This window comes from Bradyrhizobium sp. GCM10028915, assembly GCF_042666195.1.
Taxonomy (GTDB): domain Bacteria; phylum Pseudomonadota; class Alphaproteobacteria; order Rhizobiales; family Xanthobacteraceae; genus Bradyrhizobium; species Bradyrhizobium canariense_D.
The window spans coordinates 1-26,160 of the sequence record NZ_JBHTFN010000043.1 but is presented as its reverse complement, the minus strand read 5'-3'; the positions used below and the strand labels follow the sequence as shown (position 1 = coordinate 26,160).

The 26,160-nt window shown below is 59.9% G+C and carries 24 protein-coding genes and 1 pseudogene; 16 read left to right on the top strand and 9 right to left on the bottom strand.

Translation table 11 applies throughout. The annotated features are described in order from the left end of the window. The 5 genes and pseudogenes from ACFQX9_RS18415 to ACFQX9_RS18395 form a co-directional block, all read left to right on the top strand. A partial coding sequence (locus tag ACFQX9_RS18415) for a hypothetical protein (RefSeq protein ID WP_377789982.1) occupies window positions 1-231 on the top strand: 231 nt, incomplete at its 5' end. A 416-nt stretch (window positions 232-647) separates the two neighbouring features. After that, a complete protein-coding gene (locus ACFQX9_RS18410) occupies window positions 648-1,085 on the top strand; it encodes a hypothetical protein (RefSeq protein ID WP_377789980.1) in 438 nt (145 codons plus the stop codon). Between the two features lie 96 nt (window positions 1,086-1,181). After that, window positions 1,182-2,720: an OpgC domain-containing protein gene (locus ACFQX9_RS18405; protein WP_240543093.1), complete on the top strand. Its 1,539-nt coding sequence runs from the start codon at window positions 1,182-1,184 to the stop codon at window positions 2,718-2,720. Between the two features lie 581 nt (window positions 2,721-3,301). Beyond that, window positions 3,302-3,502, top strand: coding sequence for a DUF6494 family protein (locus tag ACFQX9_RS18400; protein WP_085349977.1), 201 nt, complete (start codon window positions 3,302-3,304; stop codon window positions 3,500-3,502). A gap of 220 nt (window positions 3,503-3,722) precedes the next feature. Then, window positions 3,723-4,473: pseudogene (locus tag ACFQX9_RS18395) on the top strand (IS5 family transposase). Between the two features lie 400 nt (window positions 4,474-4,873). Here the strand turns inward: ACFQX9_RS18395 and ACFQX9_RS18390 are convergent. The 4 genes from ACFQX9_RS18390 to ACFQX9_RS18375 all read right to left on the bottom strand — a co-directional run bounded on the left by ACFQX9_RS18390 (window position 4,874) and on the right by ACFQX9_RS18375 (window position 8,395). Then, complete coding sequence (locus ACFQX9_RS18390) at window positions 4,874-5,110, bottom strand: hypothetical protein (RefSeq protein ID WP_085349978.1); 237 nt, start codon at window positions 5,108-5,110, stop codon at window positions 4,874-4,876. A 494-nt stretch (window positions 5,111-5,604) separates the two neighbouring features. Beyond that, window positions 5,605-6,051: a hypothetical protein gene (locus ACFQX9_RS18385; protein WP_240543094.1), complete on the bottom strand. Its 447-nt coding sequence runs from the start codon at window positions 6,049-6,051 to the stop codon at window positions 5,605-5,607. 860 nt (window positions 6,052-6,911) lie between these two features. Then, on the bottom strand, window positions 6,912-7,811 hold the full coding sequence (locus tag ACFQX9_RS18380; protein WP_377789977.1) for a hypothetical protein: 900 nt from the start codon (window positions 7,809-7,811) through the stop codon (window positions 6,912-6,914). 188 nt (window positions 7,812-7,999) lie between these two features. Further along, window positions 8,000-8,395, bottom strand: coding sequence for a hypothetical protein (locus tag ACFQX9_RS18375; protein ID WP_377789975.1), 396 nt, complete (start codon window positions 8,393-8,395; stop codon window positions 8,000-8,002). Between the two features lie 603 nt (window positions 8,396-8,998). Here ACFQX9_RS18375 and ACFQX9_RS18370 point away from each other — a divergent pair. Further along, complete coding sequence (locus tag ACFQX9_RS18370) at window positions 8,999-9,208, top strand: hypothetical protein (protein ID WP_007595423.1); 210 nt, start codon at window positions 8,999-9,001, stop codon at window positions 9,206-9,208. A 318-nt stretch (window positions 9,209-9,526) separates the two neighbouring features. Further along, window positions 9,527-9,703, top strand: a complete 177-nt coding sequence (locus tag ACFQX9_RS18365) for a hypothetical protein (protein ID WP_377789973.1) — start codon at window positions 9,527-9,529, stop codon at window positions 9,701-9,703. 180 nt (window positions 9,704-9,883) lie between these two features. Here ACFQX9_RS18365 and ACFQX9_RS18360 read toward each other — a convergent pair whose 3' ends face one another. The 3 genes from ACFQX9_RS18360 to ACFQX9_RS18350 all read right to left on the bottom strand — a co-directional run bounded on the left by ACFQX9_RS18360 (window position 9,884) and on the right by ACFQX9_RS18350 (window position 11,139). Continuing rightward, a complete protein-coding gene (locus ACFQX9_RS18360; protein WP_085351526.1) occupies window positions 9,884-10,096 on the bottom strand; it encodes a hypothetical protein in 213 nt (70 codons plus the stop codon). A gap of 231 nt (window positions 10,097-10,327) precedes the next feature. Continuing rightward, entirely contained in the window at window positions 10,328-10,462 is a 135-nt protein-coding gene (locus tag ACFQX9_RS18355) for a hypothetical protein (RefSeq protein ID WP_007595432.1), read from the bottom strand. A 431-nt stretch (window positions 10,463-10,893) separates the two neighbouring features. After that, a complete protein-coding gene (locus ACFQX9_RS18350; protein ID WP_018459961.1) occupies window positions 10,894-11,139 on the bottom strand; it encodes a PilZ domain-containing protein in 246 nt (81 codons plus the stop codon). A gap of 513 nt (window positions 11,140-11,652) precedes the next feature. Here ACFQX9_RS18350 and ACFQX9_RS18345 point away from each other — a divergent pair. Both ACFQX9_RS18345 and ACFQX9_RS18340 read left to right on the top strand, forming a co-directional pair. Beyond that, window positions 11,653-11,826, top strand: a complete 174-nt coding sequence (locus tag ACFQX9_RS18345) for a hypothetical protein (RefSeq protein ID WP_162847251.1) — start codon at window positions 11,653-11,655, stop codon at window positions 11,824-11,826. A gap of 1,711 nt (window positions 11,827-13,537) precedes the next feature. Then, a complete protein-coding gene (locus tag ACFQX9_RS18340) occupies window positions 13,538-13,705 on the top strand; it encodes a hypothetical protein (RefSeq protein WP_377789970.1) in 168 nt (55 codons plus the stop codon). Window positions 13,706-13,708: 3 nt separating this feature from the next. Here ACFQX9_RS18340 and ACFQX9_RS18335 read toward each other — a convergent pair whose 3' ends face one another. Then, complete coding sequence (locus ACFQX9_RS18335) at window positions 13,709-14,005, bottom strand: response regulator (protein ID WP_377789968.1); 297 nt, start codon at window positions 14,003-14,005, stop codon at window positions 13,709-13,711. 4,677 nt (window positions 14,006-18,682) lie between these two features. Here ACFQX9_RS18335 and ACFQX9_RS18330 point away from each other — a divergent pair. The 4 genes from ACFQX9_RS18330 to terL are packed head-to-tail and all read left to right on the top strand — an operon-like array spanning window position 18,683 to window position 22,771. Next, a complete protein-coding gene (locus tag ACFQX9_RS18330) occupies window positions 18,683-19,531 on the top strand; it encodes a hypothetical protein (RefSeq protein WP_377789966.1) in 849 nt (282 codons plus the stop codon). A 59-nt stretch (window positions 19,532-19,590) separates the two neighbouring features. After that, on the top strand, window positions 19,591-20,922 hold the full coding sequence (locus tag ACFQX9_RS18325; RefSeq protein ID WP_377789964.1) for a DNA modification methylase: 1,332 nt from the start codon (window positions 19,591-19,593) through the stop codon (window positions 20,920-20,922). Then, window positions 20,919-21,335 carry a DUF5681 domain-containing protein gene (locus tag ACFQX9_RS18320; protein ID WP_377789963.1) on the top strand — a complete coding sequence of 139 codons (417 nt, stop codon included), beginning with the start codon at window positions 20,919-20,921 and terminating at the stop codon, window positions 21,333-21,335. Before ACFQX9_RS18325 ends, ACFQX9_RS18320 begins: the two co-directional genes overlap by 4 nt. Beyond that, a complete protein-coding gene (gene terL, locus ACFQX9_RS18315) occupies window positions 21,332-22,771 on the top strand; it encodes a phage terminase large subunit (protein ID WP_377789961.1) in 1,440 nt (479 codons plus the stop codon). The genes ACFQX9_RS18320 and terL overlap by 4 nt, the downstream gene beginning before the upstream one ends. A 52-nt stretch (window positions 22,772-22,823) precedes the next feature. Here the strand turns inward: terL and ACFQX9_RS18310 are convergent, their stop codons facing one another. Then, entirely contained in the window at window positions 22,824-23,210 is a 387-nt protein-coding gene (locus ACFQX9_RS18310; RefSeq protein ID WP_377789960.1) for a hypothetical protein, read from the bottom strand. A 245-nt stretch (window positions 23,211-23,455) separates the two neighbouring features. Between ACFQX9_RS18310 and ACFQX9_RS18305 the strand changes: the two genes are divergently transcribed. From ACFQX9_RS18305 to ACFQX9_RS18295, 3 genes are read left to right on the top strand one after another with little or no spacing between them, the layout of a single operon-like run. Further along, a complete protein-coding gene (locus tag ACFQX9_RS18305; protein WP_377789958.1) occupies window positions 23,456-24,316 on the top strand; it encodes a YqaJ viral recombinase family protein in 861 nt (286 codons plus the stop codon). Beyond that, window positions 24,300-25,436: an ERF family protein gene (locus ACFQX9_RS18300; RefSeq protein WP_377789956.1), complete on the top strand. Its 1,137-nt coding sequence runs from the start codon at window positions 24,300-24,302 to the stop codon at window positions 25,434-25,436. The genes ACFQX9_RS18305 and ACFQX9_RS18300 overlap by 17 nt, the downstream gene beginning before the upstream one ends. Continuing rightward, window positions 25,433-26,002, top strand: a complete 570-nt coding sequence (locus ACFQX9_RS18295) for a hypothetical protein (protein WP_377789954.1) — start codon at window positions 25,433-25,435, stop codon at window positions 26,000-26,002. Before ACFQX9_RS18300 ends, ACFQX9_RS18295 begins: the two co-directional genes overlap by 4 nt. Window positions 26,003-26,160: the final 158 nt, after the last annotated feature.

Here is a 26,160-nt window from a genome sequence, read left to right as displayed (position 1 = left end):
AGAGAGAGAGAGAGAGAGAGAGAGAGAGAGAGAGAGAGAGAGAGAGAGAGAGAGAGAGAGAGAGAGAGAGGGAGGCCGATGTCTGAATTGGGGTCACAAGCGGTCCTCGACCGGCCTGCTCTCGACAGGTCGGCTATGGGGCCAGGAAGAGACATTTATCTCGCGCTGCGCGTCATGCGATCTGAGTCCGTCTCGCGCGCCGTGCCCTTCTATGCCTCAGCGGTTGTGTGAAACCTCCGCGCGTTCATAAATCGTGAGTTGTGTTTGCCGTTGATCAGATCATGCTCTTCCAGTCGACTAGGTAAACGTGTGCCCGAATCGGACATCTAGTGCGCTGCCAGGCTCGCCGCTCGGCACGCAGTGACACGCAAGGTTCGAGCCGAGCTGACGCGGCTTTAAACGGTATCAGTCAGCCCCACCTTGACATCTTTTCGCGAGACATCTTTTCGCGACAGGTCAGTGCCGCTGCTTGAACCCGCTGCCGCTGCTGCACTCCCCGCTGTGCCACTGCTCATCGAAAGGTAGGGCTCAGTTCCTGGGCGGTTGCAGCGATCAGCGCCGTTCACGACGTACCATATTTCGTTAGGTTTCTCGGGCCTCGCGACGCCGCGATGGCCGCAATGTCTCGATCTCTGGGAGGGAGAGACATGATGAAGCGATCGCCTATTCTCTCTCTGGTGGCTGTCGCGAGCTTCACCGTCCTATGGTTTGTTCTGGATGCCGATCTGCATTTTAGAAGGGCGGCTGCCACTGCAACAACAGCCATGCCACCCGAGGTCGTAGCTGCCGAGCCTTTCAGAACGGCCCACGCCGCTAACAAAAGGTCGATGAGGATACTTGCACTGGATCAGGCTAAGCATCTCGCTTTCTGGACGTCCGTTTTGAAGAATAGAAAGCAGGCCTGTGGAGCTGTTGTTCGGACCATTTATCAAGGCGGCACCGAATCTGGGGTCGATGCTTGGCGCATTGGCTGCCGGGACGGCAGCGAATATTCGATAACAATTAATCCGGACGCGCATGGCTCTGAGGCGGAGTTTCCGGTTTCGGTTTGCAGTGGAATCGCTTTCGCCCGAGGTGCTGAATAGCCCCGTCATTGAGCGTTCAGCACCCGCGAGATCGCCTCTTTATGCCAGCTGTTATCCGCTGTCCCGGCGCGTCCTCGCCAACATGCGAGGATGATCATGACGATTACCCGATCACGACGTGAAACGGTGGAGTTCGAGCACCCATTTCGGATCACAAGCTTCGAGCGGATACTACCGGCTGGCTCCTATGAAGTGATTACCGACGAAGAATTAATGGAAGGAATGGAAGGATTATCATTTCCGTCCTTTCGGTCCGTCGCCACCATGATGATGGTGCCTGCGCCGCCGCCGCGCAGCTCTTTCGTCGAGATGGTGGCGATCAGTTCGATCGATCTGTCCGATGCGCGGGAGCCGATGCGATCGTATCCCGTTAGTGACGCGCCGGCCCACCTCGACAAGCATCGGACTGCGCTGAACATTGACAGTCGCCGGATGCTGGCGGAGATCGAGCGAAACGCGTTGCGCGGACTGCATCCGCAGCCCGAACCCGAGTTGCTCGCGGCGCCTGCGATGCCATTGGCGGGCCCGCGGCCGGAGCCGAAAGGGCTAGGCCGCGACCTACGCATCGATGCTTGCCGCGGCCTCGCGCTCTGGTGCATCTTTTTGAATCATTTCCCCAACAACATCGGAAGCTGGCTGACGCTGCGGAACTACGGCTTCAGTGATAGCGCGGAAGTATTCATGTTCGTCTCGGGTGTGACCTGCGCACTGGCTTACGGCAGCGCACATTCGCGCGATGGCTGGCCCGGCGTCATCACCCGTACGCTGTGGCGAAGCTGGGACATTTATGCTGCATTTCTATTGCTCACTATAGCTTGCGCCATCATGGTCTACCTAACCGGCGGTGGCCGGATCGCCGACGAGAGCAACACGCGCCTTTTGCTGGAACATCCGGGTGCGGCGCTCGCGCATGCGGCGATCCTGCAATACCGTCCGGTCAATACCGACGTCTTGCCGATTTTCGTGGTTTATCATCTTTTGTTTGCACCACTATTGTGGTTGCTGTTGCGAGTGCCGAACGTGACACTCGGCGCGTCGCTCTTGCTTTATGCGCTGGTACACGTCTTCGGCTGGACCGTCCCGGCCTGGCCCAACAACGTGTGGTTCTTCAACCCGCTGGCTTGGCAGCTGCTGGTTGTGCTCGGCGCCTGGTGTGTCATTGCGGGCAAGGGAGTCTGGCCCTGGATGACCTGTCGCATCGCGCTTGTACTTGCAGTTCTCTATCTGACTTTTAGCCTGATCGTCGCATTGAGTTGGTGGCTCACGACCCTGGAAGATCTGGTCCCACAAGCGCTCGCCAGTGTGGTTTACCAAGTCGACAAATCGGATCTCGCTCCCTTGCGGTTGCTGCATTTTTTAGCGCTTGCGATTTTGGCGGTATGGCTCGTACCCCGCGATTGGCAAGGACTGCCGATGCCGCTGATGCGCGCAGCGATCCGCTGTGGGGAGAATTCGCTGGCAATCTATTGTCTCGGTGTTCTGCTGGCGCTCGCCAGCCAAATAGCGCTGGCCGACATCTCGAATGGTCTCGCGATGCAGATCGCGCTCAGCCTCGCCGGCATCCTGCTGATGATCGCCGCCGCAACGCTGCTGAACTCAATCAGGATCAAACCCAGGCAGCCACGATTGATTTGAAGACTTGAGGAAACTTGTTGGCCAGAGAGGCGAGCAGGCAAAATTCGGAGAAGGCTGCCAACGGCCAGCCTCCACGTCTTCTCTTCCGGGAGGCGATCAAGCTGCGAACTTCACGCGGTGACACGATTTGCAGCGTGATGCGAACGTTGAGATGCTTCCTCCCAAAATCGCAACATGACCGCTTCGGGTCAAAACGCGAAGAACTGAACGTGAGTTGATCTGGTCTGCCATCCCTCAATCAGCGCGAGTAGCCAGTGTACGAACGACTTCCACACATGGCCCGTGACCGACCTCAGTTAGAGCGCTGCGAGGGCCGCTTCCGGGAGATGAGCCGACCCGATCATGCAAGCTGCTGACTTCCGCCATGGGTCACAAGCGGCGGTCGGCGACAGCTCCAGCCGTGTCCGGTCCACCTCAAACGGCCGACCTTGCGCCGCCTCGGGTGTAGTCTTCAGCTCCGGGCCGACGTTCGTAGGCAATCAGGTTGAGGAGGAAGTCGGGGGTGACGCGAGTTGGGCCTCGATGTTGGGTCTTTGCTCGCCTCGTGTTAGACATCGCCTGACCGACCAGGGAGAACAGCCATGACCGCCGAGTTCGATGAAGACCGCTTCAATATGGCTATCCGTAAATTTCTGAAGCATGTTGGAGTTACATCGCAGCGCGAAATCGAAAACCTAGTGCGCAGCGGGGCGGTGAAAGGTGGCCAGCTCAAACTGCGAATGACCCTGTCGGCTGAGGGAACGGCGCTGAAACATGTAGTCGAGGAAACAATCGCACTCTGACGATGTCCCGGCCGCCCCGGCATTGCCGCCCTGTTGGTGGAGCATTCAATCCTGTTGATTTCCAGCAACGACTGCTTTGGGTCATTTTCGACAGTTTTGGCACAGAGTGCGGGATGGTTGATGCCCGTTCCTGTCCAAAAGGCGCGTACCAGTGTCTGCCCATGAGCGTTGCGTTTGGCCGGATGGCCGTGATTCAAACTTCCGAACTGGAGCTCGAATCATGCGCTACGAACTCGCTGACTATGAATGGACCGCTACCAGGCCGATGCTGCCGAACAAGCCGCGTGGCGTCCCCCGGTCGAACGACAGACGGGTCCTCTTCTGGATCCTTCGATCAGGAGCACCCTGGCGTGATCTGCCGGCAGCGTTTGGGCCATACACCACTTGCTACAACCGCTTCGTCAGGCGGCGGCGGGCTGGCGTCTGGGGCTGCATCGTAGAAGCGCTTGCCGCTGCCCATGATGCCGCTACCCAGATGATCGACACCTCCATTCTCAGCGTACATCAGCATGGAGCCTGCATCGCAAGGAACCAGCCAATCGATGGGAAGGTCCCGCGGCGGTTTGGCGAGCAAAATCCATGCGGTGGTCGACAGCAATGGTCTGCCGGTACGGTTGGCGCTGAGCCCCGGTAAGGCCAATCCGTTCGACTTGCCGGAAAACTGCTGTCTCGTCTGAAATCCGGGTCAATGTTGCTTGCGGACCGTGGCTATGACGCGGACTGGATCAGGGAGCTTGCCATGAAGAAGGGCGCGCGTGGGCCAACATCCCGCCGAAGAGCAATCGCAGCGATCCGATCTGCTTCAGCCCATATCTCTACCGCGCTCGCAACCGGGTTGAGCGGTTCTTCAACCGGATCAAACAATGTCGTCGGGTGGCGAGGCGGTACATAGGCTGGCCGCCAACTACCTTGCCTTCGTTCAGCTCGCGTCAATCAGGCTATGGCTGCGTCTTTATGAGTCCGCGTCTTAGTTCTTGCCAAGGCGGTCCGATGCAACATCGCGATGTGCGGTTTCGTTCTTCCCCTTGTCATCGATGCCGCGCGAAGGGTTGCTGTCCGGCTGGGCACTGGTACCTTGCCGAGACCGAGCTGCTGGGCGGCTGCGATGCCGATCGTCACCTTGCACGATCTGAGCGAGTTGCCAGCTCCGGATACTGCGACTTGCGCTCAAATGCTTGAGCAAGGACGCCGCCTGGGACGTGGCCGGCCCCGCGGGTCGAGCTGATCGAGCTGATGAACCGCGCGACGTCTGGACCCATGCGCAATGGGATGAGGCGAAGGTGCCTTAGCGGCCGTTGGTGGAAGCTATGCTTAAAATCGTTCAGGGCGCGGGACGGATAAGACAAGCCGACCGCCCAGCCTCTTTCCGCATCAGCCGCGCTTCTTGTGAGCGGATGGCTTAAATTCCACGACCTCGTGCTGCTCGCTGGAATCCGAGTGCCCTTGTTGTTTTACGATGATCTCAAGCTCAAGAGCTTCGAAGGCGAGTTCATCCGCCAAGCGTTGAAAGAGCGCGCGCTTTTCGGCATCGGTCGCCGACTGACTCATAAGAGCAAAGTCTCTGGCGTCCGCGCGGAGCCTCTCCAATCGTCGCCTGAGGTCCTTCATCGTCTTGGCTCAGGTTCTAAACTCATCCTCGACGCAAACAGTAACCTTGCTTTCCGGGATGACGGATGATTCAACCACGGAAACAATATATTGGTTCTCCTAACTGTTAGTTAGCGGCGTATTCACCGTGCGGTGCATAGGCACGGTCGCCCATGGGACCAACTTTGGAACGGGCTGGTGGTCGCGGCGCGAGGCCTCGTCTCCGACCTTGCCGCAGGTCCACCCAGGGTGCCATCAAAGGTACATCAAGGTCTGAAACCGCACAGACCCGAGTTTTGCACGCATCAGGTCTACGGCACCAAGCTGCTGTGCGTCGAACATTGGCCGGGCGCGCGCCGCGGCAGGACCGGTTCAAGGCTTGAGTTAAATGGCGCGATATTAAATGATTCAATCATCCGGCTTCTGGCAGGCGAGTTGCGGCGCCAGCCATCGGGACCGACCCTGCGAAGCCCACCGGATCTCGGTCGCAAGTCTGCTCGCCGCTTCGCTCGCAGCTACAAACCCCGCTTTGTGATGCCGGGAACGCGTTTGGGCGAAACGGTTGTTCGTCGCTCGACCTGCGCTTTGGCGTCCAGCACTTTATCGCCAGCTCGCGCGGCGCGCGGCCGGCTCACCTGGTCCGAAAGACTGGGGCCCTTTCCAAACGTTCCGACCGGGGGACCATTTGTCGCGTGACCACCACTGATGTTTCCTTTGGCCTGTGCTGCCGGGGCTGATGCGTTTCGGGAGGGTAATGAGCCGATGATGATCTGGTCCTCGTTGCTTGTACCCGTCCCAATGGCCCCGATCGGCAGGCCATTTTGCGCGTGACCAACCCCGACATTTCTTGCGGCCTGTGCGGCCGTCCGCGACTTTGTCGGCGTGGCGGGTTCAACGTTCGGATTGTTCAATTGATTGTTGGTGCTCGGATTTGCGCCGGTGGCGGTGTCTTTCGTCCCCATTCCGGCAGGCGCTGAGGGACCAGCGCCGGCGCTACCCGCATTCGTCCCCATTCCGGCAGGCGCCGACGGACCAGCGCTGGCGCTGCTCGCGCTTGTCCCCGTGCCCGCACCCGCCGACCCAGCATTTGCGGCGCCTCCTGGCGCGAGGACCAGCAGAGCTGAGCTGGCGACGATGGCGGCGAGCACCAAAGGGGTGGCATGGGGCATTGGACGATCTCCTTGCCAGACCGTTAACCATGATCCCCCGGCGCGGTTCCTCTGCGCCATGGCGGGTTCTGCCGCATAGTGCTGGACCGCACGCGCGCCCTCGATTGGTCGCACGCAAAGCGCAAAACCGCGCGAGCTATTATTGCCGATTCAAGGTGCCATTGCAGATTAGTCAGCAGCTCTGACGGAGGTGGCCGCTTTAATGTAACACTCGGGTTGCTTCTGCTAGCCGGACCTTCTCTCTCAGCTCCTCAAGATCCTCGAGCGCGTCGAGTAGTTGCATCAGATTGCGGGTAACATGTGCCAGATTGGGCTTTGGGCGTTTGAAGATTCGAATTTTTGGTCCCATTGCTAGACGTCTCCTCGCAACGAAAATCACTGGTCCGACTGATTGGCAAGGAGCGTGCCATCTGAGCGTCCGCGGAGAGCTCCGGTGATGGGAACGCCAGTCGCGCTCCCGCCCCAATCTAACAGGGAAGGAGAGCGCCAAAGGCTTCACCATCCCCCACATTGGGACGATTATCTCCCTCCCGGTTGCGAGTGAACTATGGGCTGCAAGCCGCGCGATGGCGGCAGCTGCGGAGCAAGCAACAGCCCTCGGCGCTCCGCCCCGAGGTCTCGCAGCGATCGGACGCGTTGAAAACAGCTAATCCCTAGTCCTGCACGGCCTGGTCGGTCTGCAGCGGCGCGTGTGGCCGCCCCCTGTCTTGCGGCCGCGGAACGGTTGGCACAGGTTTGCGGATCGTGGCGGCAATTGGCCTGGGCAACGGCACTGGCGTCTTGGGGCGTAGGATCTGCTCGGAAGCGTTGGTGGTGATGCCGGCCAATTGTTCTTGGACCATCCTAAGCTGCTCGGCGGCATCCGCTCTGTCTCGCACCATTTGTGCCTGGACCGCCGTAAGCCGGTCGGAGAGCTGGCCAAGGTCGCGAACGATTTGATCTTGGCTGGCCTTGAGCTGCTCGATCGCTTGCGGCGGGTTCGTAAGGTCGCCCGCCAATCCCTGGAGCGCCAGCTCCGGCGAACTGGGGCCGGCTGCCTGGATCGCATCGTGCGGTGTAGTCAGCGGCCCCGGTTGCTGAAGTGCCACATAGGTTGCACTCGTCTGAGTGGTAGGCAGAGCCGAGGAGATCTCGGCTCTTTCTTGCGGCAACGAAGGTGAAACGGCACGCGCGGACCACCGATACATCATTGCTCTGACCGCATCGCCGTCGGATGACTGCGCTGCAAGAGCAGCTAAACAGATGCCGCTTACCAACAGCAGACCGATCAGGCCGCGCAGTGCCGGCCTTCCGCGCAATGAGCTCGCCCCGCGGTCAGGTGGTCGAAACCATTTCGCGGAATTCTTCGGCTGAGAAGGGTGGCGCGTGCCATCCTGATCTAACTTGGAAAGCTGTTCGTTGACACGCGCCAGCTGTTCATCTGCACGTGCGATCTGATCATAGGCGTGGACGAGCCGTTCATCCGCGCGCGCAACAAGCTCGACGTCTTCTGGTGAGAGCGCGGGACCATGAGTTTGTGAGCCGGGATATATCGGTTTGATCGGCGAATGCATCGGCGTTCCCCATCGCACCCAATGTCACCCGGACCGAGGCCGAGCATTAAATCGGGCAGGTCCACACTCCCCAACGCCGGTTTGACCAAAGCAAGGCCACAAGATGAAAACCGGAGGGCGGATTTTCGGCGACAGCGCACAGGGCTCTAATCCGTCGAGGGTCTTCGGGAACGACGGACGGCGGCGCATCACCCGGCAACCCGACGGAGCTGGCCCTCGCGGTTCGCGGGCCCATTCAAAGCGGTCGTAGTGCCAGCGACTGCACGCTTCTCCCCCAAGCCCGCCACCAGGGCATCTCGACCACTCTCGAAGACCTGACGTTGGTGGTTACAACCCTGGCGCTGCACGCCATGAACTCCGCCGCGCGCATCGAGCAGATGCCTGCCAGCGGATGCATCTTCGTTGCGGCGAATTCGTTTCCTTGTCGCGATCGTAAACCGTTTTGACGCCGCGGCCTCGGCCTTTCTGACCCGCTTTCGTCGCTCGATGAGCTGACGGTACTCGGCTTCCAGCGGGTCGCGATAGGAGAACTGCGCGGCTGGTGCACGATAGTTCGAATTTCCATACGACGAATATCGAATCATGGAAATCGAACCCGTTTTCAGGCAACCCCCGCTAACTGGTGGTTCGGAAAAAAAGCCGATCGACGCGATCGATATTCCGTCTGGGCAAGTTGGCAACGAATGTCACTCGTTAAACTTGATGCTACCGAGGAGGCTGGATTGCGCCCGCGCTCGTGAACCGCCTACACGGAAGCTGTGGGATCGAGATGATCCTGATGCGCTGGAGCATCAGTTATCACCGCGCGGTAGCTTCGCGACGGCCCGACGGAGCTTGACTTCGATGCACCGACCGCAGATCAACTCGCCGTCCCCGGCCGGTGGCGCAAGAACCACCAGCTCTTCTAGCGCGAACTCTTCTTCGCAGTGATCGCAGCGGGGGATTTCGAGCATCCGCGCATTTGCTCACGCAGTTGTGGCGGAATTCGATTGCCGCTTTACCCGACCGCTCGCAAGAGCTTGATCGATACCCACGGCCGAGCTGCACCAAGTTCGTTCCCAATCGGGAACGTTGCTGAAGAAATCCCGGACGTTGCAGATTTACAACCCGCGCAGCCATTCGCGATACTAAGCTCGTCCATGGAGACGACCAGACATGCTTACTTCAACATGATCGCGGGGGGCGAAATGTATGATGTCTATCGCAATGACAGGCGCTTCTTGCTCGTTCTAAGTTCAGGCTCTCCCGTGCCCGTGCTTTACTCTGCACATAAGTGGCGGAAGAGCAGGAAACGAGTTCTCAAGGTCAGCGACGAAATCAAGTCAGCCGTTCAGGCACAAGGCTATTACGTCCGCAGCCTGCGGATCACCAAGGAGCGAATGATCGACGTCGAGTAGGTGGCGAGCGGGTGTTCTCGTTGGCGCGTTTGATCACCAGCAACCAAGCCGCCATAAGCGCGCTGTTCCGCGTCGTCAACCGGCATGTCGGCAACTTCGCACCGATGCCGGGGTGTTTCCGAACCATTCGGATCGGGGCTTTTCGGAGGGTGCAGAGTGCGAGATCCTCACGATTGCGGGTGGGCATGCCGCCTAGCACGGGCGGGCGCCCTTACGTCTCAAACGGAACTCGATGAGCAGGCCGAGATTTTGGCTTTTTCCATTGAACCTTTAATCGAACTGTCGGACGAACCTTCAATCGGAAACCGGAGGTTTCCCATGAAGCGTCTGATCTCATCTGCAATCGCCGCCGTTGCCTTCCTCATTGTTGCAACCACTATGCTGTGGTCTTACACACCTTCGGCTGAGCGCCATGTCACCCATACAGCCATAGGTCATTGCAAGAATTTCCACAGCCTGGCCGGGACAAAAGCGTCCGAACTATTGCCTTACTAAGCGCCAGTAAAATGCGTCGAGACGATGTGACCTGTAGCAGGTGGCTGGATGCCACGCCGACATGAGAGTAGGCGAAGGCGCTGCAATGGCCCGTTGCCGGATGATGTGCTCAAGATCATTATGCGCGGGACCGAGAAAGAAGCTAATCGGGCGGCTTGAACCGCGAACTGCTTTGGCAGCTTAGCTCGCCGCCGCGCCATCCAACCGCGCCAGCCCAGCCTCGATCACGGCGATATCCTCCTCGATCTGCTGGACGGTCGTCCGGAAATCAAAACCTGTACGTGCCTTTAGGTCCACGGCCAGTTTCCGACGCTGCATGCGGAGATCATCCAGAGCCCTCCGATTGTTCAAGCGAACGTAACCGTCCACAATCAGCTCGATTGCGTTTGGCATCCCACCCCCTGTCGTGATCGACCGGCGCCGAACCGCTTACACACTTCAAAACGGCATCTCTTCGCAAATTGTGTGCAGCAGCCCAAGCCGACCTGACGCCAGGAGAGCAAGGGGGCTGCACAGTTTAATGGAAAGACCGGCTCCAGATATCGCGATTGCGCGTTGTTCATCCCTTTCGAGATCGCCCCATGAGATGCCGTCCATGACTGGTCTCCGTCGCAAAAGAACTATTTAAAATCCAAACGCGCGACCGATCTGCCGCAGCATAGCCATGGCCGCGTCGGTGTACCGACCGTGGGTCAGGTATTGATCCACTTGCGCTGTACTGATCAGCGCAACAACGAAGACCGTGAAGCCCTTAAGCATTGGGGCGTCTCCTGAAAGAGACCGCCAACCGGGCGTGTCGAATAGACTGTTCTCAGAATGCGCTGCCGCATAATGCGACTGTATGTAAATGGTGACAGTGACCGGTAACCAATCCCTTAACCGGCGTTAGGTGCGCGCGCCAAGGGACGAGGCGAAGGCGCTGCAAGAGCCGTTGCTCATGTGCTCAAGGTCGTGATGCGAGAGTTAGGAAAGGAAGATTAGCCGCTGCACAGAGGCGCGCGGTTCCTCGATAGCGCAAACAAGAAGCGGCGAGTGTTAGTCCCCACAAAATGGAAGTCACTTCTTCATGGCGTCTGCTGCATCGGGGGACCACGAACGGATTTCCGGTCTATTGTTTGACATCGCCCATCCATGCCAGCAAAAGAACCGCGAGTTCCATTGTAGGGCAGAGCTAACTGACTCTTCTCCGCCTAAAGATCCTCGAACGAGACCCCGATAAGATTTCCACTCAACCAGACTAGGCGGCAACTTCGGATGATGCGATCTTTCTCGAGCATTAGTTTGAATGTGGAGGCCACGTGCCGCTTCGACGGAAGCTCAACTGCTGCCCCTTCTTCCGACATGTTGACCACGCGGCAGCGTAAGCTGGCGCCGTCGCCTGAAATGTAGGCGACCTCGTCCACATCGATGCGCTCCAGCTTTCGACGTTCTATCATTTCATTATAGCCGCAACGAGATCATCTTCGCCTGATGTGCACCTTGTCTCTAGCAGCTTAAATTGTCGCGCAATCTGTGTTGCTAGGTCTGATCGTTCCTTAGCAAGAGCTTTTCTTTGCTCAAGCATGTCGTGTCCGTCACGCTCGAGCACCTGGATCAAGGTGGTTTGACTTTCGATATAAAGCTGCTTGGTTGCGATTGCTCGAGCGATAGCCGCTAGTTCATCATTGCAATCCGAAGTCATTAGCAATCTCATGGCTGGCCTGTCGGCGAGTAAAGCTACATCCTACCTGGCCTTACCTGCGAAAACGTTACACTTGTCCCAGCAGCCCGGCGCCTTCTTTTCCAACGGATTAGTCTGAAGGCGCACACGCGACACATTCTCCCGTTTGTGCGGCGCCAAACGGATTTGCCGCCTTGTCCGTACTCTTACGGACGTTGCGCATCCGCAAGCTTTGACGTCTACTTCTGATTGTTTTTATGACGATCTTTGTTTCCCGACGAGAGGGCCCATGAGCGTTAAAGCCATGATGGCGATGATCCTCCAGAACCAACTGGCCTTGCGAGGCGTGCATTCGCTGAAGGCGTCTGACTACGACCAGATCGTAGAACTTCTGATTGAGCAGCTCAGAGAGCTGGAGCTGAGCTTGGCTGTGCGAGAGATTACCGACAAGCCCCGGGAATAGCAGCAGCACCCGATTTTTTAAGGGAGGACGAAGACGAATGCGGAGATTATTGTTCAGACACCGGTGCCCAAAGCGACAACCGCTACTGGCTGATCCGATAGAACAGTGGCGGATACCCGGCCAATCGGGTCCAGAGCCACGCGTTGGTGCGGCCTTCAGTCAGATTTCGTCCGTGCAGCAATCTCTTTGACCTTTATCAACGTTCGTTCGAATTCGGATTTGAGATATTGCTCGTGCGCCCGGTCCGTTGGCTTCAGCAGAAATGCGACTTTCACGAAAAAGCGGTTCAACAGCGAAGTAATTAAAAGATTGTCCGAGTGTTTCGACCGGAGCGCCGTAAGTCGGCGACGCATCTCGATGAGATCAAGCGTTTCGTGGTCCGGCTGCTCTCTCAAGTGAAGCTCGCGCGACTGTCCAGCGTCGAAGTCGCTGCACCGACTATAATGGTGCGGCGACTTCGCTGGGGTGGAGCGGACAAGGACAATGTCCGTGTGCGCAAACCTAGTCCTCTAGCGCGCGGCCGCAATCACGGTCTGGAATTAAGCTTGATGTTCGTGTTGCAAGTTAATTCTGGAACTGAGCAGGGCGAACGATAGGAGGTGTTGAATTTCGGATGCACTGCCCGGGCTGTTCAATGTTGAGCGCAACGTGGACACTCCCCATCTGCTGCTTTGCCGAGCTGTCTTGCGAATTCTTGTCTGAGGTCTTGCGTCTCCCAACGTGCACCATCGCTCCTGACGATCTTCTTGGCGCGCTCGAAGGCGTGGCTTTCGGCTGTATCGTCGCCGACGCGGACATCCTAAAGACGTTGGCCGTCTTCCGGGCTCGGCCCCAAGGGCCGATCATCGGCGGCTCGTGCGTGACGCGCTTCGTCTCTCGTCAGAGAGGCAAGCCCGGTCCAATTGACTAGCTAATCCGGTGAGGGTCCTTGCGACGCTCTTCAACAAAATTGCTCGTTCGGTGGAAATAGCGGATGATTTAGCAAGGGCCTTGTATTCAATCGCGAGTTCTTGACGTCGGGCGGCAACATACAACCAACGGCCGGTCTGTCCGGTAGCGGACACACCCACCTGACCTGAGGCCGGCTCGCGGCCTTTAAATTATAAAAGGAACTTAATTTGTTTAATTGATTTAAATTTCGTTCGGCTTAATATCCGCACGCCACCAACCGGAGCTCAGCATGCCAAGCCCCACCGAAGACGAGGACCGCCGCGAGTTCTTAAAGACCTGCGGCAGGTTTGCCGTCGTGACGCCTCCAGCGATGACGCTCCTGCTATCAACATCGCTGACGTCTAACGCCATTGCGCGGTCTGGCGGGGGCAGCTCGCATGAGCATCACCACCACCACCACCACCATCATGACGATTAAGGCAGTGGCATTTCGATAGGCGGTGCCTTGGGCAACGCCGTAGGCGATCATGCCGGCCTTACGCCGTCGTCGGCATGGAGTGGGCGGCCCTGGGGCGCTCCTGAAGCCCCCCTGCGCTCCAGGGCGCTTTCCACAGGCGCACGACTCCGATCCGGGCGAACATCACCGGCGCGCCTCGCTCCGCGACCAGCAGCAGCACTTTCATTCTGGCCGATCGCCGACCGGCAGCCCACCTCGCTTGTTGGGCGCGAATCTGCGAACTGTAGGCAGGCATAGGCGTGCAACAGGCTGGGGGCCGCTGGCGCGATGGAACAGTCACGCTACCCACTGGTGAGAAGGTGGATGCCGGAAGATCATCAGCGGCTGATCGCTCTGGCCGCCGCAGGAAATCGACCCGACGACATCGCTCGCGCGCTGGGGCATGGACAGAACCGGCTGTGCGAGGTCGCGCGCATCTCCCAACATCCCCTTGCGATTGGTGACGCAAAAGCGGAAGTGAACCGGAGTTGAGGCTCATTCGCGCGTAGGGGGGACCTGATTGAGGAGCTGCGAGATCGCCGTGACAAGTTGGGCCGGCGCAAATGGCTTCTGCAACAGGATGCTGTTCGGGACGCCCTGGGACGCCCAATCGTCGGCCGCAGCGCCGGTCATGTAGATCACGGGAAACGTCGGCTCTCGTTCTCGAACCGGTCTGGCCAAGTCCCAGCCGCTGACCGAGCCCATAACGTTCACGTCCGCAACAAGCGCCCGATACTCTTTCATTCCGCTCTTAAAGAGAGTCAGAGCTATCGGTTTAATCGGCGAATGCATCGGCATTCCCCATCGCACCCGATGTCACCCGGACCGAGGCCGAGCATTAAATCGGGCAGGTCCACACTCCCCAACGCCGGTTTGACCAAAGCAGGGCCACAAGATGAAAACCGGAGGGCGGACTTTCGGCGACAGCGCACAGGGCTCTAATCCGTCGAGGCTCTTCGGGAACGACGGACGGCGGCGCATCGCCCGGCAATCCGACGGAGCTGGCCCTCGCGGTCCGCGGGCCCATTCAAAGCGGTCGTAGTCCCCACCGACTGCACGCTTCTCCCCGAGCCCGCCACCAAGGCATTTCGACCAGTCTCGACGACCTGACTTGGTGGTTACAATCCTGACGCTGCACGCCACGAACTCCGCCGCGCGCATCGAGCAGATGCCTGCCGGCGGATTCATCTTCGTTGCGGCGGATTTTTTTCCTTGCCGCGATCGTAGCCGCTTTGAGGCCGCGGCTTCGGCCTTTCTGACCCGCTCTCGTAGCTCGATGAGCCGACGGTACTCGGCTTCCGGCGGGTCGCGATAGGAGAACTGCGCGGCTGGTGCACGATAGTTCGAATTTCCATACGACGAATATCGAATCATGGAAATCGAACCCGTTTTCAGGCAAACCCCTGCTAACTGGTGGTTCGGGAACAAGAGTGCCCGATCGACGCGACGATATTCCGTCTCGGCAAGTTGGCAACGAATGTCACTCGGTAAGCTTGATGCTACCGAGACACGTTAAACCTGGAACTGCTGACCAGAAACGGATCTGAACGTGAGGCCGGCTAGCTATACGAACACGCGAGATCGAAAAGCTCCGAATACTGACGATGCCAAACCACGAACATAATACCGCAAATATTCGTTGCGAGTTGCGGCCACTTCTGTTTGAGCTGTGGAGAATAGTGAAAACCAGAAGAATTAAGAGCGCAGCTCGCATTTAATCCGACGCAGTGAGTCGGAGTCCCTGAAGTGCCGGACATTTGGTTTCCACTTCTCGCGACCGCCATCGTCGGCACACTCCTTTTCCTGGCGTTCCGACGATAGCCCGCCGTGTGGCAATGAATCCTCAGCGGCCGCTGAAATCGCGGTTCCCTACGTGATGCCTTTGACTGTGCATAAACAGGAAGGTTCACTTCCAAGACAGGAGGTGGACGTGAGTACCGGGTTGCTCATTTTTCTAGTTATTTTGAGCGTGGGCATTTTAATCGCACACGCTATCGACGCGATGCGCTCCTGAATCGCCGGACGTCACTCGCCATTTAATTGGATTTTGGTGAAGAAGGCCAAAATCGCGCGCTTGTCTAATCGTAAGCGCTGCTCCGCCCGAAATAGAGCGGCTGAGGGCTGAGTCTTCCCGCATCGCTCGTCAAGGCGAGGCAGACTGGTGAGTCGAGAAGCAAGACAAAGGAATGCATGTTGTTTTAGCACTAACGAGGGGAAGGCTGCCTTCGCGCAGCTATGCAAGTCGCGAAGCGTTCATTGTTCAGACGCCTAGCGGCTAAGTTTGCTCTCTCAAGAGAGAAGAAGCCCTGTGGATCACCAGCCGGAAAGCGAGACCGACATCCGGCTCGCGCCTTACGCAATCGGCGACAGCCCCGCGCTGAGATCCACGCTCCTCCGCTTCCCCGCGCCAGCTTTTCGCGGCGCTCGCTTCGAGCTGTCGAACTGCGGGACCTTTCGAGATTCGGTAGCCAAGGCCAAGCAGAGATCTCGTCGCCATCGACCAAAATGCGCGATCTGCCGATTTTCCTAGGCGCGGGATACTACATCCGGCTGATCAAAGCTAACGCGCGCAGATCGCAGCGGCCCAAGCTCAACCCTAAATGCCGGGGCGGTAGACGGTGCTGGCGGTGTTTTGTGCGATCGCGAGATCCAAGGCCCGGCCTTGTCTGCGGCGGCAGTCGCCTGGAAGCCGTCCATTGTGCGAATTCGAAAACCGTGAGGCCCGAGCGGCAGGCCAGCAGCAATATCTTGCTTGCCGCTCGCAGCAACTCGACGCGCGGCAATCCACCGAGGGAAACCCTACAGCGAATGTGCGAAAGCGAACAGACCTGATGGGTCAACTTGACTAGTCTCGCGATGGTCCCAATTGCGGGCCACGTCTTCTGGGGCAGTACATAGAGGGGCGTGCAATGGACGCTCGCGCGCGACTGGATGGTTGGCATTTCGCTCTGCACCAACATTATGAGGCACTCGCCTCTCAAGTATCCGAACTTGAGACCCTTAGAGACCGAGTAGCCAAGGCCGAGCGCAGAATCGTCGGTGCGACACGCGAAACTAGAGCTGGGAAGGCGGTTTATGAGGGCAGCGCGGTCGGCCCGGCCAGCAACGCGATCATCTGATCAGCGTAGGGGTCCGGGCTTTCAAGACTGACTTCGCTGCTACCCGCCCCAGCCGGGGGCCGGACTGTGGACATTCGTGATTACCAACCGCAATTTGAGCAGATGTCCCTCGATGAGTTGTGGGCTCTCTACACGGACGTCGATCAGATTCTCGCCGCGAGGATCGTTGCCAAGAAACAAGAACTCGACAGGCGACTCCAACAACTCCATCAAACTAATGGACCGGGCGGTTCATCAGGGCTCAGCGTCCGCGCATCATCGTCGGGTCGCGACCGGCTGTGACAAGGGCGTCGCGCTTGCCGCAAACCCAGCGCGCGAGCGAGGCTCCCCACCTAAGGTGATCGGGCCATCGATCAATGTCTGCCGGCGGTTGCTTCAGCTTGCGGCTGCACCTGTCGTCCTGGCAACAGACCAAGAGACCGCGGCCGCCGAACCAGCTGATGTCCATAACTGGGAACAATGAAAATGCAACACCACAGCATCGCCGACGTCAGCTGCGTCATTCTTCAATGCCTGGATGCATATCAAGCCGCTGACGTTGAACCACTCGTGTTGAAGTGTTTCCCGGATCTCGACCGGCACACGCTTTGGCAAGCATACAACTTAGCCTTAGTGGCATACACGTCAGGCACAGGCCTTCACCACCAACCACAGCAAGCGGCAGCCGCGCAATCCGAATTTGGAAAAATGCGCCTGCCTGCTACGTGCTGAGCACCGCAGGACCGAGCCGCATCACAGATCAACAGGTGGCGTACCAGCGATCCGGAAACGGTAGTAGAGGCCAGGTGCCTGCGTTATCATTCGCGCCCGCAGGCATGACGTCGATGTTGTCCGCCCACTCGCCCCCTCTCAGTAGGAGTGGAAGAGAGGCACGCACCAGGCGCACGCCCGCGACGATGGAATATTGACCGGAAGACGTCCGGCTCAGATCACGCCCACAATGATCAAAACTCCGACCTCGACCAATAGGAGCGTACCCGTTGCCGCGGAGATGAAAAACAAATCACCCAATGACAGGAACTGCATGATTCCCCTCCCAATTTGCCAAAGAAGCGGCCCCTACATCCTTTGGACGGCGTGGGCAGGGGGCAGGATGATGGGGCCGCTTCCAAGGAGGTCCTTGACGCGTGCGTCCGGCGCCAAGCACTCGCATCCTAGTCCAAATTTAAATCCCGTCCATTATTTAATTAATTTAATTTCAATTTATTACTTAACGTATATTTAATCGGCGCGGCGAGCTATATCTCTGCTCGGCCGCGCCCGGCGGGCTCGGGCCTGACCTATATCGGGCGGCTGCCGCATGGGCTTGGAGGAGTTGGTATCAAAGAGGACCGCCGGTGCGTCGGCAGAAGCACTGGGTCAAGTCAAGAACAGACAACATCCCCGATGTGCAGGAGAGCTTTGAGCCTTCGAAGATCAGCGCTGTCGCCGAGCCCACGCGCTGGCTGGTTCCCACGCCTGGCGGTCTACGGGTCGATTGCAGCGCTCCCGCATTTACGGACGTGTCTTCCCGCAAGGAGCGGGTTGGTCGTAGGCCCTGGCGATCAAACTCCCCGCCGCCCCTCCTGAAAGGGTGTGAAGACTAACCCGCTGCACTTGGGCTTCGCCGATGCAATCAAATCGCAGGTGTGCTGGTCGCCATCTCGATCCGTTCACGCTCATCTTCATGGCGGGCCGATTGCACGCGTCGGTGTAGCGCCGCCCGCGAGTCGGTCGAACTTGTCCCTGAGCCTGTTGTTTCGCCGTCGACGGCAAAAACCTGGAGCTGGGAGCGATCCAGAAATGCGCGACCCCGTGTAGGTTCGCTGCGACCGCCACGGCCGCGAAGGCCCGCAACGTTTGGCTTGGCTCGCACGGGACAGGTCGTGCGCGAATAAGCATACACGAAGCCCAGCAAGCGTCCGCAACGCTTGCATCCCACTTTCTCCTCGGTCTTTGGGCACAACTCAGGATGGCACCCGTAAATTTCCCAATGTGCCCGTCTCGGGCCGGCTCGAAGATCACGCCATGAAAATCTCGAAACGAAAGGAATGGAGCGACCTCGAACGCAAGAGCTTTCGGCGATGATCCGCCGGCGGTACGGCGCGGCGGAAATTGCCGCAGCTCTTCGCCGGCATGTCGGCTCAGTAAAGCGCATGGCGCGAGAGATGGGGTTGCTCCTGAAAAAGTGACGTGCGGGAATTCGTCGTGCACCACCGTGTTTGTCCGGCCTTGCTTAAGCACGATTCTCGCGGAATCTTGTATTCTGAACCTGAGAGCTTTCACCTAATGCAGGGCGGCGGTAATGCGGAGGCGCGCTGATCCAAGATGGGGTTGGTCCGGGCTGGTGCGACTAAACGGTTACGGACAAATGCACGGGCCGGGCAGCGCCTCCGACGGTTTTCTGCACAGCGACGACTTATTTGGCACTTTGATGCGGATATTCCCTGGCCGTGTCCACGACGGCCATGAGGCCGATATTCGCAAGGAGCTCGATTGGCTTCGCGAACTCATCCTGAAGGATGACAGGCGGTGGCGAGCTAAGCAACCAAGCCAAGCCCAAATTAACGCCGCGCTAGATGAAATCGCTCGCTCCGTCCGCCAGTTTCTCACCTGCGCGCAGCACGTTGAATTCGATTGGCTCGCTGGGAAGCCGCCGACCGAACCCGCAGGTCGCCTGAGCGTGGCCTACTCTTTTCCAAGTCGACTACGAGCGCTTGTCGGCAGCGCCAGGCGGGCCGGCAACGCTGAGCTCCTCATGGTTGCCGATGCAGCCGATCGTCTCGCCGAAGATCTTACGATGCTGAACGAGCCTTCACAGAGCAGGATCTTTCGGTACCTGCCCAACACGTGGGACTACGAGGTGCGACAGTTCGCTGATACCGTGCGGATCGCGCAACGACTCGAGCTTGCGACCCGTACAGCGCTCGAAACCGGCAAAAAGTCCGGTGGCCCGCTCCCGCGGCCCATGCTGCTGTACGTCGTAATTTCACTCGGCGAGCTGGTCGAGCGCTACGGCGGCACCTTTGCCCACAATCCCTACCGTGGATTGGAGTATAAGGGCGAGGTCAATACGCCCGCCGGACATTTCGTCTTGCAATTCCTGCAGAGCTGCCTTCACATCACCGAACAAACTGTCTGCAGCCTGATGGCCGCTGCCATCAAGCGGCGAAATCGCACCCGCGATCGCAAATCGGAGCTCATGTCCACGTCCTTCTAAGTGCCTCCCGCCGGCCTTCCGCCAATATGCCGACAGGCATATCGCCCACGGAGGCTCTCTTGGAGAACTACAACCGACCAACCAATGGCGATGCGCTTCGCCACGATTTAAAAGCCGTTCCCGTTCGGATCAGCGACCTCAAGCCGCTCGGCAACCAAACGCGTCGCCACCCCAAGACTCAAATCGACAAGCTGGCTTCCAGCTTGGGGGAGTACGGCCAAGTTCTTCCCATTCTCGTTGACGCGATGCTACGGGTGATAGCGGGATGGGCGGTCGTTGCAGCGGCCGCGCAGATCGGTCTGGATCATGTCCTCGCCGTCACCATTACCGATCTGAGCGAGGCTCAGCTGCGAATGCTGAGACTTATGCTCAACCGAGTAACTGAAGAGGCCAGTTGGGACGTGCAAGCTCTGCGTCTCGAATTGACCGAGCTTCTGACCCTCGACCCGGAAATCGACCTGCAATTGACCGGGTTTTCGACCGGCGAACTCGACGTTGCGATTTCGGATTCAGAAGATTTGGAAGACGACTTGCCGCCACCTGAGGCGGGCCCTTCCGTCACCCAGCCGGGCGACATCTGGATCCTGGAAAAGCATCGTGTCATCTGCGCTGACGCCCTGCAGGCGGAGAGCTACCTGCGGCTGATGGAGGGCGAGCCTGCCCGCATGATCTTTGCCGATCCGCCCTATAACGTGCCGATCGATGGCCATGCCTCAGGGTCGGGCAAAATTAAGCACCCCGACTTTGCGATGGCCTCGGGAGAAATGTCTACGGCCGAGTTCGAATCGTTCTTGGCCACATTCTGTGCCCGGGTCTGCGAGCACGCGGTCGATGGCTCACTGCACTTCATTTGCATGGATTGGCGCGGCATGGGTCAGCTGCTCAACGCCACCCGTCCAATCTACGGTGAACAGATTAACCTATGCGTTTGGAATAAGCCACGCCCCGGCATGGGGAGCTTCTACCGATCCAAACATGAGCTCATTCCCATTTTCAAGAAGGGCCGTGCGCCCCACCTCAACAACGTTCAGCTCGGCCGCAACGGTCGCAACCGCTGTAACGTGTGGGATTACCAAAACAGCTGGGCACAGTCGCCAAAATCCAAGCTCTCCCTGCACCCGACCGTCAAGCCGGTCGCGCTCATTGCCGACGCGATCCGCGATTGCACCAACGAGCATGACATCGTGCTCGACCCGTTTGGGGGCGCCGGAACAACTCTGATCGCTGGGGAGCGAACACGGCGCCGAGCCCGGCTGATCGAAATCGAGCCGCGCTTCGTGGACGTCACCATCCGCCGCTGGCAGCACGTCACCGGCAAGGTTGCCGTGCTCGCCGAGACCGGCGAGCCATTCGGCCATCGGGAGCACCGCATCCGTGGAGAGAAGTCGTGAGCAGCAAATCCGACAAGGGCGTTGGCTTTGGTCGCCCACCACTGCACAGCCGCTTCAAAAAGGGTCGATCCGGCAATCCCCGCGGTCGGCCGAAAGGAAGCTTGAACTTCGCCACCGACCTGAAAAAAACGCTTCAGGCACCCGTCACGCTTACCGATGGTGGAAAATCGCGGCGCGTCTCGACGCAAGAAGCCGCCTTGCTTCGTCTCCGGGAAAAAGCCCTGAAAGGCGACGTTCGGGCGCTCGATAAAATTCTCTTCTACGCGATGGCCATGAGCGGCAACGCCGCGGAAGACACCACGAAGAGCCCGTCGATGGACGATGAGGCCATCGTGGAGGCCTTTCGGCAACAGACCTTGGCCGACGCGAATGCTGTGGCTGCGACCCGGAGCGATGAGGAGGACGACACATGATGCCGGTGGTGGCGGCGCTGCTGCGAACTGACCTTCGGTATTTCATCCAAAGGGCCTTCGCGACTGTTTTTCCGGGCAGCCAATATCGGCCGAACTGGCACATCGGTGCGATTGCCCATCAGCTCATGCGCGTCCACGACGGCGATTGCCATCGGCTCCTCATCAACCAGCCGCCGCGGTCGCTCAAATCTCTGTCCGTTTCGGTCGCGTTCGTCGCCTGGTGGCTGGGCCACGAGCCCAGCCGCCGCATCATCGTGGTCAGCTACGCCAGCGAACTATCCGCCGAGTTGCACCGCCAGTTCAGAATGGTAATCGAATCGGCCTGGTATCGAGAGCTGTTTCCGGCCATGCGCCCGGCCAAGGACACCGGCACCGAACTCGTGACTACGGCCGGGGGCAGCCGCTACGCAACCACGGTCGGGGGCACGCTAACCGGTCGAGGCGCCGACCTCATCGTCATCGATGATCCGCTCAAGGCGGAGGAGGCCATGTCGGAGCCTGGGCGCAATCGCGTCACCGATTGGTTTGGCGGCACCTTGGTTTCGCGATTGAACGATAAGGAGACTGGCCGCATCATCGTGGTGATGCAGCGCCTGCACGAAGACGATCTCGCCGGTCATCTGTTGCAAGCGGGCGGCTGGCATCACCTTGATCTGCCCGCCACTGCCACCGAAGATAGCGACATCGCCATCGGCAACGATCGCGTTTTTCGCCGGCGCACTGGGGACCTCTTGCAGCCGCGGCGCGAAAGCAAGCTGGTGCTGGAGCGGATCAAAGCCGAAATCGGCAGCCTGCAATTCTCCGCGCAATACCAGCAACGGCCGGTCCCACTCGAGGGCAATCTGATCAAGCGCGGCTGGTTTCGCTGGTTGGATCAACTGCCCGCGGCTGGCCCATCCGGCTATGTTGTGCAGAGCTGGGACACCGCCATGATGACCGGAAAGGCCAACGATTACTCGGTCTGCACCACCTGGCGCATGATCAAGAATGACTACTACCTCGTCGATCTCTACCGCGGGCGACACCAATATCCCGACCTGCGGCGCGCCGTGGCCGCCCTGGCCACAAAATATCACGCGGACGCGGTTTTGGTCGAGGACGCCGGCCCCGGCATCGCGATGTTGCAGGACCTGCAACGCGACACACCGGACGGCATGCCGCGCCCGATTGGCATCAAGCCCGAAGGCAGCAAGGCCGATCGCATGGCGGCACAATCCTTCCGGATCGAGGCCGGACAAGTGCATCTGCCCACAGATGCTCCCTGGCTGGACGACTATTTGCTGGAGCTGCTGGCGTTTCCCTACGGCAAGCACGACGACCAGGTCGACAGCACCTCGCAATTTTTGAAATGGGCGGGCAACCATCCGATGTTCGATGACGTCCAGCTCAACATCATTTCGGTCGGCCGAAAGGGTTATGGCTACGGCTTCCCATGATCGGTCACCGGTCAAGATCGAGAGTTTCTCCAGAACGAAGCCAGTCGCAAATCTACACGCGCGCTGAGCTTAGCGATCGAAACGCGCGCTTCTGCGCGGCCAGCGCGCTGCGCTCGTAGCGCTCAAGCGCCTCGAGCCGGCGCGCGACGTCTCCAACCGGGTCCCCACCGAGGGCGGCCAACAGCGCGTGGCGGACCAGTCGCACGCGCCATAGCTCGCACTTGGCATCCGCGACCGCGGCGGCCGTTTCGGGTCCAATCTCACAGCCGAGGCCCGCGCAAATTGCAGCTGCAAACGTCGGCGCATCCGACTTGCAACTCGTGGCGAGTCCGTGGCGCAAAGCGTTGCGGCTGGACCTCACCTTTCCGGGCATCGTTCTCGGTCCGGTGCTGCGCTTGGCGTTGGCGCGATTGGCTTCGATTTGTCGAATTGACGTCATCTCCGAGCTCCTCAACCGGGGGCGGGTTGCAGCACCCGAAAGCTCGCTCCAAGGCTTTGAGACATCAAGCATTTTTGGACCCAACGAACCGCAAATTTGCTGCAGAAAGGACTGGCATTCCCGCGCAAAAGGAGCGTTACTAATGGGACGGGGTGTTGACCGTTGGCCCCGGTATCTCTCCTCGCTGGTGCGGGGCTTTTGGTGGTGCGGCGGCAAGCCGCGTTTGCCAAACCAAGGAGAGACCGGTGATCCCGATTGCAACCGACGGCGCCGAGGCGCCACATCGCATCATCAAGTTCGACCCCATTGACCGGCGCGCCTTTGTCGGCGGCTCGGACGCCCGCATCGTCATGGGCCATGACCAAGACGACCTCACGCGGCTGTGGCGGGAAAAACGCGGCGAGATCGCGCCGCAAGATTTTGCGCACAACCTCATCGTCCAGCTCGGCAGCGTCACCGAAGACCTCAACCGCATTTGGTACCAGCGTGCGTCGGGTATGACAATTACTGAAATTCAGAAACGGGTGCGGCATCCGGTCCACCGCTGGATGGCCGCGACACTCGATGGCATCGTCGCAGAAACCGGCGCGGTATTCGAGGCCAAGTTCATGCTGCCTTGGGCCTTCACCGAGGAGGCGGCGGCCGACAAGCACATGGCGCAGCTGCAGCACAACATGTGGGTGGTCGCCGCCCGTTCGGCGGTGCTGTCGATCATCACCGGCGGCGGCAAATGGGTCGAGATCACCGTGCATGCCGATCCGCTCTACCAACACCTGCTGCTGACGGCGGAAAAGAAGTTCTGGCGCTGCGTGCAGAGCGGCGAGCCGCCGGCCCTGTTCAACATCGAGACGCCGCGGCCGCGGCTGGCCGCCGTCAAGGTCGTCGACATGAGCGCCTCCAATCTATGGGCCGAGTGCGCGGCGACCTATCTGCGCACCCGCGATGCCCATGGCGAGCACGAACTGGCCAAGACCGAGCTGAAGAAGCTGCTGCCCGAGGACGCCAAGGAGGCGTTCGGCCACGGTCTTCGTGCCAAGCGCTCCAAAGCCGGCGCGATCAGCTTTGATCCGGTTGAGATGGAGCGCGTCCATGCACCAGGCCAGTGAGCACATCGGGGCGATCGCGGCGGCGCTGGCCCGCGCCCAGGCCGAACTCACCAACCCGGAAAAGACCCTGACCGCGCAGATCCGCTCGCCGTTCCTGCGCGATGACGACCGCACCTTTCGTTATGCCTCGCTGGCGAGCGGCCTCGACATCGTGCGCAAGACCTTGAGCCAGCAGGAGATCGCCGCCATCCAGAGCACCCGGGTCGAGGCCAGCACCGGCCACATCCATCTCACCACCCTGCTCGCCCATTCCTCCGGCGAGTGGATCTCCTCGGAGTGGCCGGTCTGCGCCGCACGGGACATCGAGGCGCCGCACCGGATGGGCGCGGCGCTCACCTACGCCCGACGCTATGCCCTGTTCGCGCTGGTCGGGATTGCCGGCGAGGATGATCTTGACGCCCCGGATGCGGCCGCTGGTCCCCCCGCACCAGCTAACCTCAAAGCCTCGCCCGGCAAGGGCGCTCTCAACCGTGCCCCGGTGCTGCGGCCGGGCGAGTCCGCCGCACTCCGGGAGCAGCTATTGCGCCAGCTCGAAGCGCTGCCCGCCAGCACCGATCTGCTCAGCTGGGCCATGGCGAGCCTCCCGCTCAAGAACAGCCTGCAGGAGCCGGATGCCCGGCACGTCGAGGCAGCTTATCAGGCCAAGCTTGAGGACGCTGGCCGTGCTCAGGCCGAGCAGACGGCCGACCTGAATGGCACGCCAAGCCTGCCAGCAGCGCCTGCTGCTGACGCCGAGACCGCGCTGCAGCCAGCGCTACCCGAGGCCGGGCTCGCCCATCCCAAGGAGCCGTCCCGCAAACGCAGCAAGACGCACCTGTTGTTTGTTAGGGGGCAGCCCTGCCTGGTGTGCCGGCAAACCCCGTCCGATGCCCATCATCTGAAATTCGCTCAAGCCCGGGCGCTCGGCCGCAAGGTCAGCGATGAGTTCACTGTCCCCCTGTGCCGCGCGCATCACCAGGAGCTGCATCAGCACGGCAATGAACGGGCGTGGTGGGCGAACCTGCAGATCGCGCCGCTGCCGGTGGCGCAGGAGTTGTGGGCGGCAAGCCCCGTTCACGATCCCGCCAAAGTCGGCGCCGCGTCGCTTGCGGCAAACCTGGATTCGGAGGCCGCCGGATGAGCGGTCTGTTCCAAACCGCGCGCGAGCTCACCGTCACGACGCTGCCGGTCGAGTTTGAGTCCTTGGCGCCCCCGCCACTGCTGCTGCCGGGCGAACAGCTCGAACACTACCAGGCGCTCCAGCAGGCGATCTTTGCCGACCTCGCGCCGCGGTCCGCCATCGAATGGCTGCTCGCCATTGACGTCGCCGAACTGTCCTGGGATATCCAGCGCTACCGCATGTTGCGGCATAAATTGCTCGAGACCTATCGCCAAAACGCGGTTGAGGCGGCGCTGCGGCGCATCGACATGGTCGGAATTGATCCCGAGTTCGAAGCGGAGGCCGAGACCTACACGCTACAAAATGCCCTGAGCTGGCGGCGTGATCCCGTCGCTGCGTCCGAGATAGAGGCGCGGCTGAGGACCTATGGCTTCGACCAACGCGCCATCACCACCGAAGTCTACGTGCAGGCCCGCGAGGTCCTGGTCCTGTTCGAGGGGCTGCTCAACGCCGCACAAACCAGGCGCATGCTGCTCCTTCGCGAGATCAGGAATCATCGTTTCCTCAGTGGACCGCTGCGCCGGTGACGCCGCTCGGTTTCGGCCGATCCCTGCCCGCTCGATCGGTGTGTGTGTGGAGTCGTGCGGATTCCGACGAAGTCGCCCAGGCGTACCGATATGAAGTCGCCCGTGGATTCCGAGACGATGTCGCCCACCTTTCCGATTTGATCTCGCCCAGCGGCGAG

Excerpts from the sequence above, each read along its gene's own strand:
- ACFQX9_RS18410 (WP_377789980.1), top strand. The coding sequence starts at position 648 with ATGATGAAGCGATCGCCTATTCTCTCTCTGGTGGCTGTCGCGAGCTTC.
- ACFQX9_RS18405 (WP_240543093.1), top strand. The coding sequence starts at position 1,182 with ATGACGATTACCCGATCACGACGTGAAACGGTGGAGTTCGAGCACCCA.
- ACFQX9_RS18400 (WP_085349977.1), top strand. The coding sequence starts at position 3,302 with ATGACCGCCGAGTTCGATGAAGACCGCTTCAATATGGCTATCCGTAAA.
- ACFQX9_RS18390 (WP_085349978.1), bottom strand. The coding sequence starts at position 5,110 with ATGAAGGACCTCAGGCGACGATTGGAGAGGCTCCGCGCGGACGCCAGA.
- ACFQX9_RS18385 (WP_240543094.1), bottom strand. The coding sequence starts at position 6,051 with ATGGGGACGAAAGACACCGCCACCGGCGCAAATCCGAGCACCAACAAT.
- ACFQX9_RS18380 (WP_377789977.1), bottom strand. The coding sequence starts at position 7,811 with ATGCATTCGCCGATCAAACCGATATATCCCGGCTCACAAACTCATGGT.
- ACFQX9_RS18375 (WP_377789975.1), bottom strand. The coding sequence starts at position 8,395 with ATGATTCGATATTCGTCGTATGGAAATTCGAACTATCGTGCACCAGCC.
- ACFQX9_RS18370 (WP_007595423.1), top strand. The coding sequence starts at position 8,999 with ATGTATGATGTCTATCGCAATGACAGGCGCTTCTTGCTCGTTCTAAGT.
- ACFQX9_RS18365 (WP_377789973.1), top strand. The coding sequence starts at position 9,527 with ATGAAGCGTCTGATCTCATCTGCAATCGCCGCCGTTGCCTTCCTCATT.
- ACFQX9_RS18360 (WP_085351526.1), bottom strand. The coding sequence starts at position 10,096 with ATGCCAAACGCAATCGAGCTGATTGTGGACGGTTACGTTCGCTTGAAC.
- ACFQX9_RS18355 (WP_007595432.1), bottom strand. The coding sequence starts at position 10,462 with ATGCTTAAGGGCTTCACGGTCTTCGTTGTTGCGCTGATCAGTACAGCG.
- ACFQX9_RS18350 (WP_018459961.1), bottom strand. The coding sequence starts at position 11,139 with ATGATAGAACGTCGAAAGCTGGAGCGCATCGATGTGGACGAGGTCGCC.
- ACFQX9_RS18345 (WP_162847251.1), top strand. The coding sequence starts at position 11,653 with ATGAGCGTTAAAGCCATGATGGCGATGATCCTCCAGAACCAACTGGCC.
- ACFQX9_RS18340 (WP_377789970.1), top strand. The coding sequence starts at position 13,538 with ATGCCGGAAGATCATCAGCGGCTGATCGCTCTGGCCGCCGCAGGAAAT.
- ACFQX9_RS18335 (WP_377789968.1), bottom strand. The coding sequence starts at position 14,005 with ATGCATTCGCCGATTAAACCGATAGCTCTGACTCTCTTTAAGAGCGGA.
- ACFQX9_RS18330 (WP_377789966.1), top strand. The coding sequence starts at position 18,683 with ATGCACGGGCCGGGCAGCGCCTCCGACGGTTTTCTGCACAGCGACGAC.
- terL (WP_377789961.1), top strand. The coding sequence starts at position 21,332 with ATGATGCCGGTGGTGGCGGCGCTGCTGCGAACTGACCTTCGGTATTTC.
- ACFQX9_RS18310 (WP_377789960.1), bottom strand. The coding sequence starts at position 23,210 with ATGACGTCAATTCGACAAATCGAAGCCAATCGCGCCAACGCCAAGCGC.
- ACFQX9_RS18300 (WP_377789956.1), top strand. The coding sequence starts at position 24,300 with ATGCACCAGGCCAGTGAGCACATCGGGGCGATCGCGGCGGCGCTGGCC.
- ACFQX9_RS18295 (WP_377789954.1), top strand. The coding sequence starts at position 25,433 with ATGAGCGGTCTGTTCCAAACCGCGCGCGAGCTCACCGTCACGACGCTG.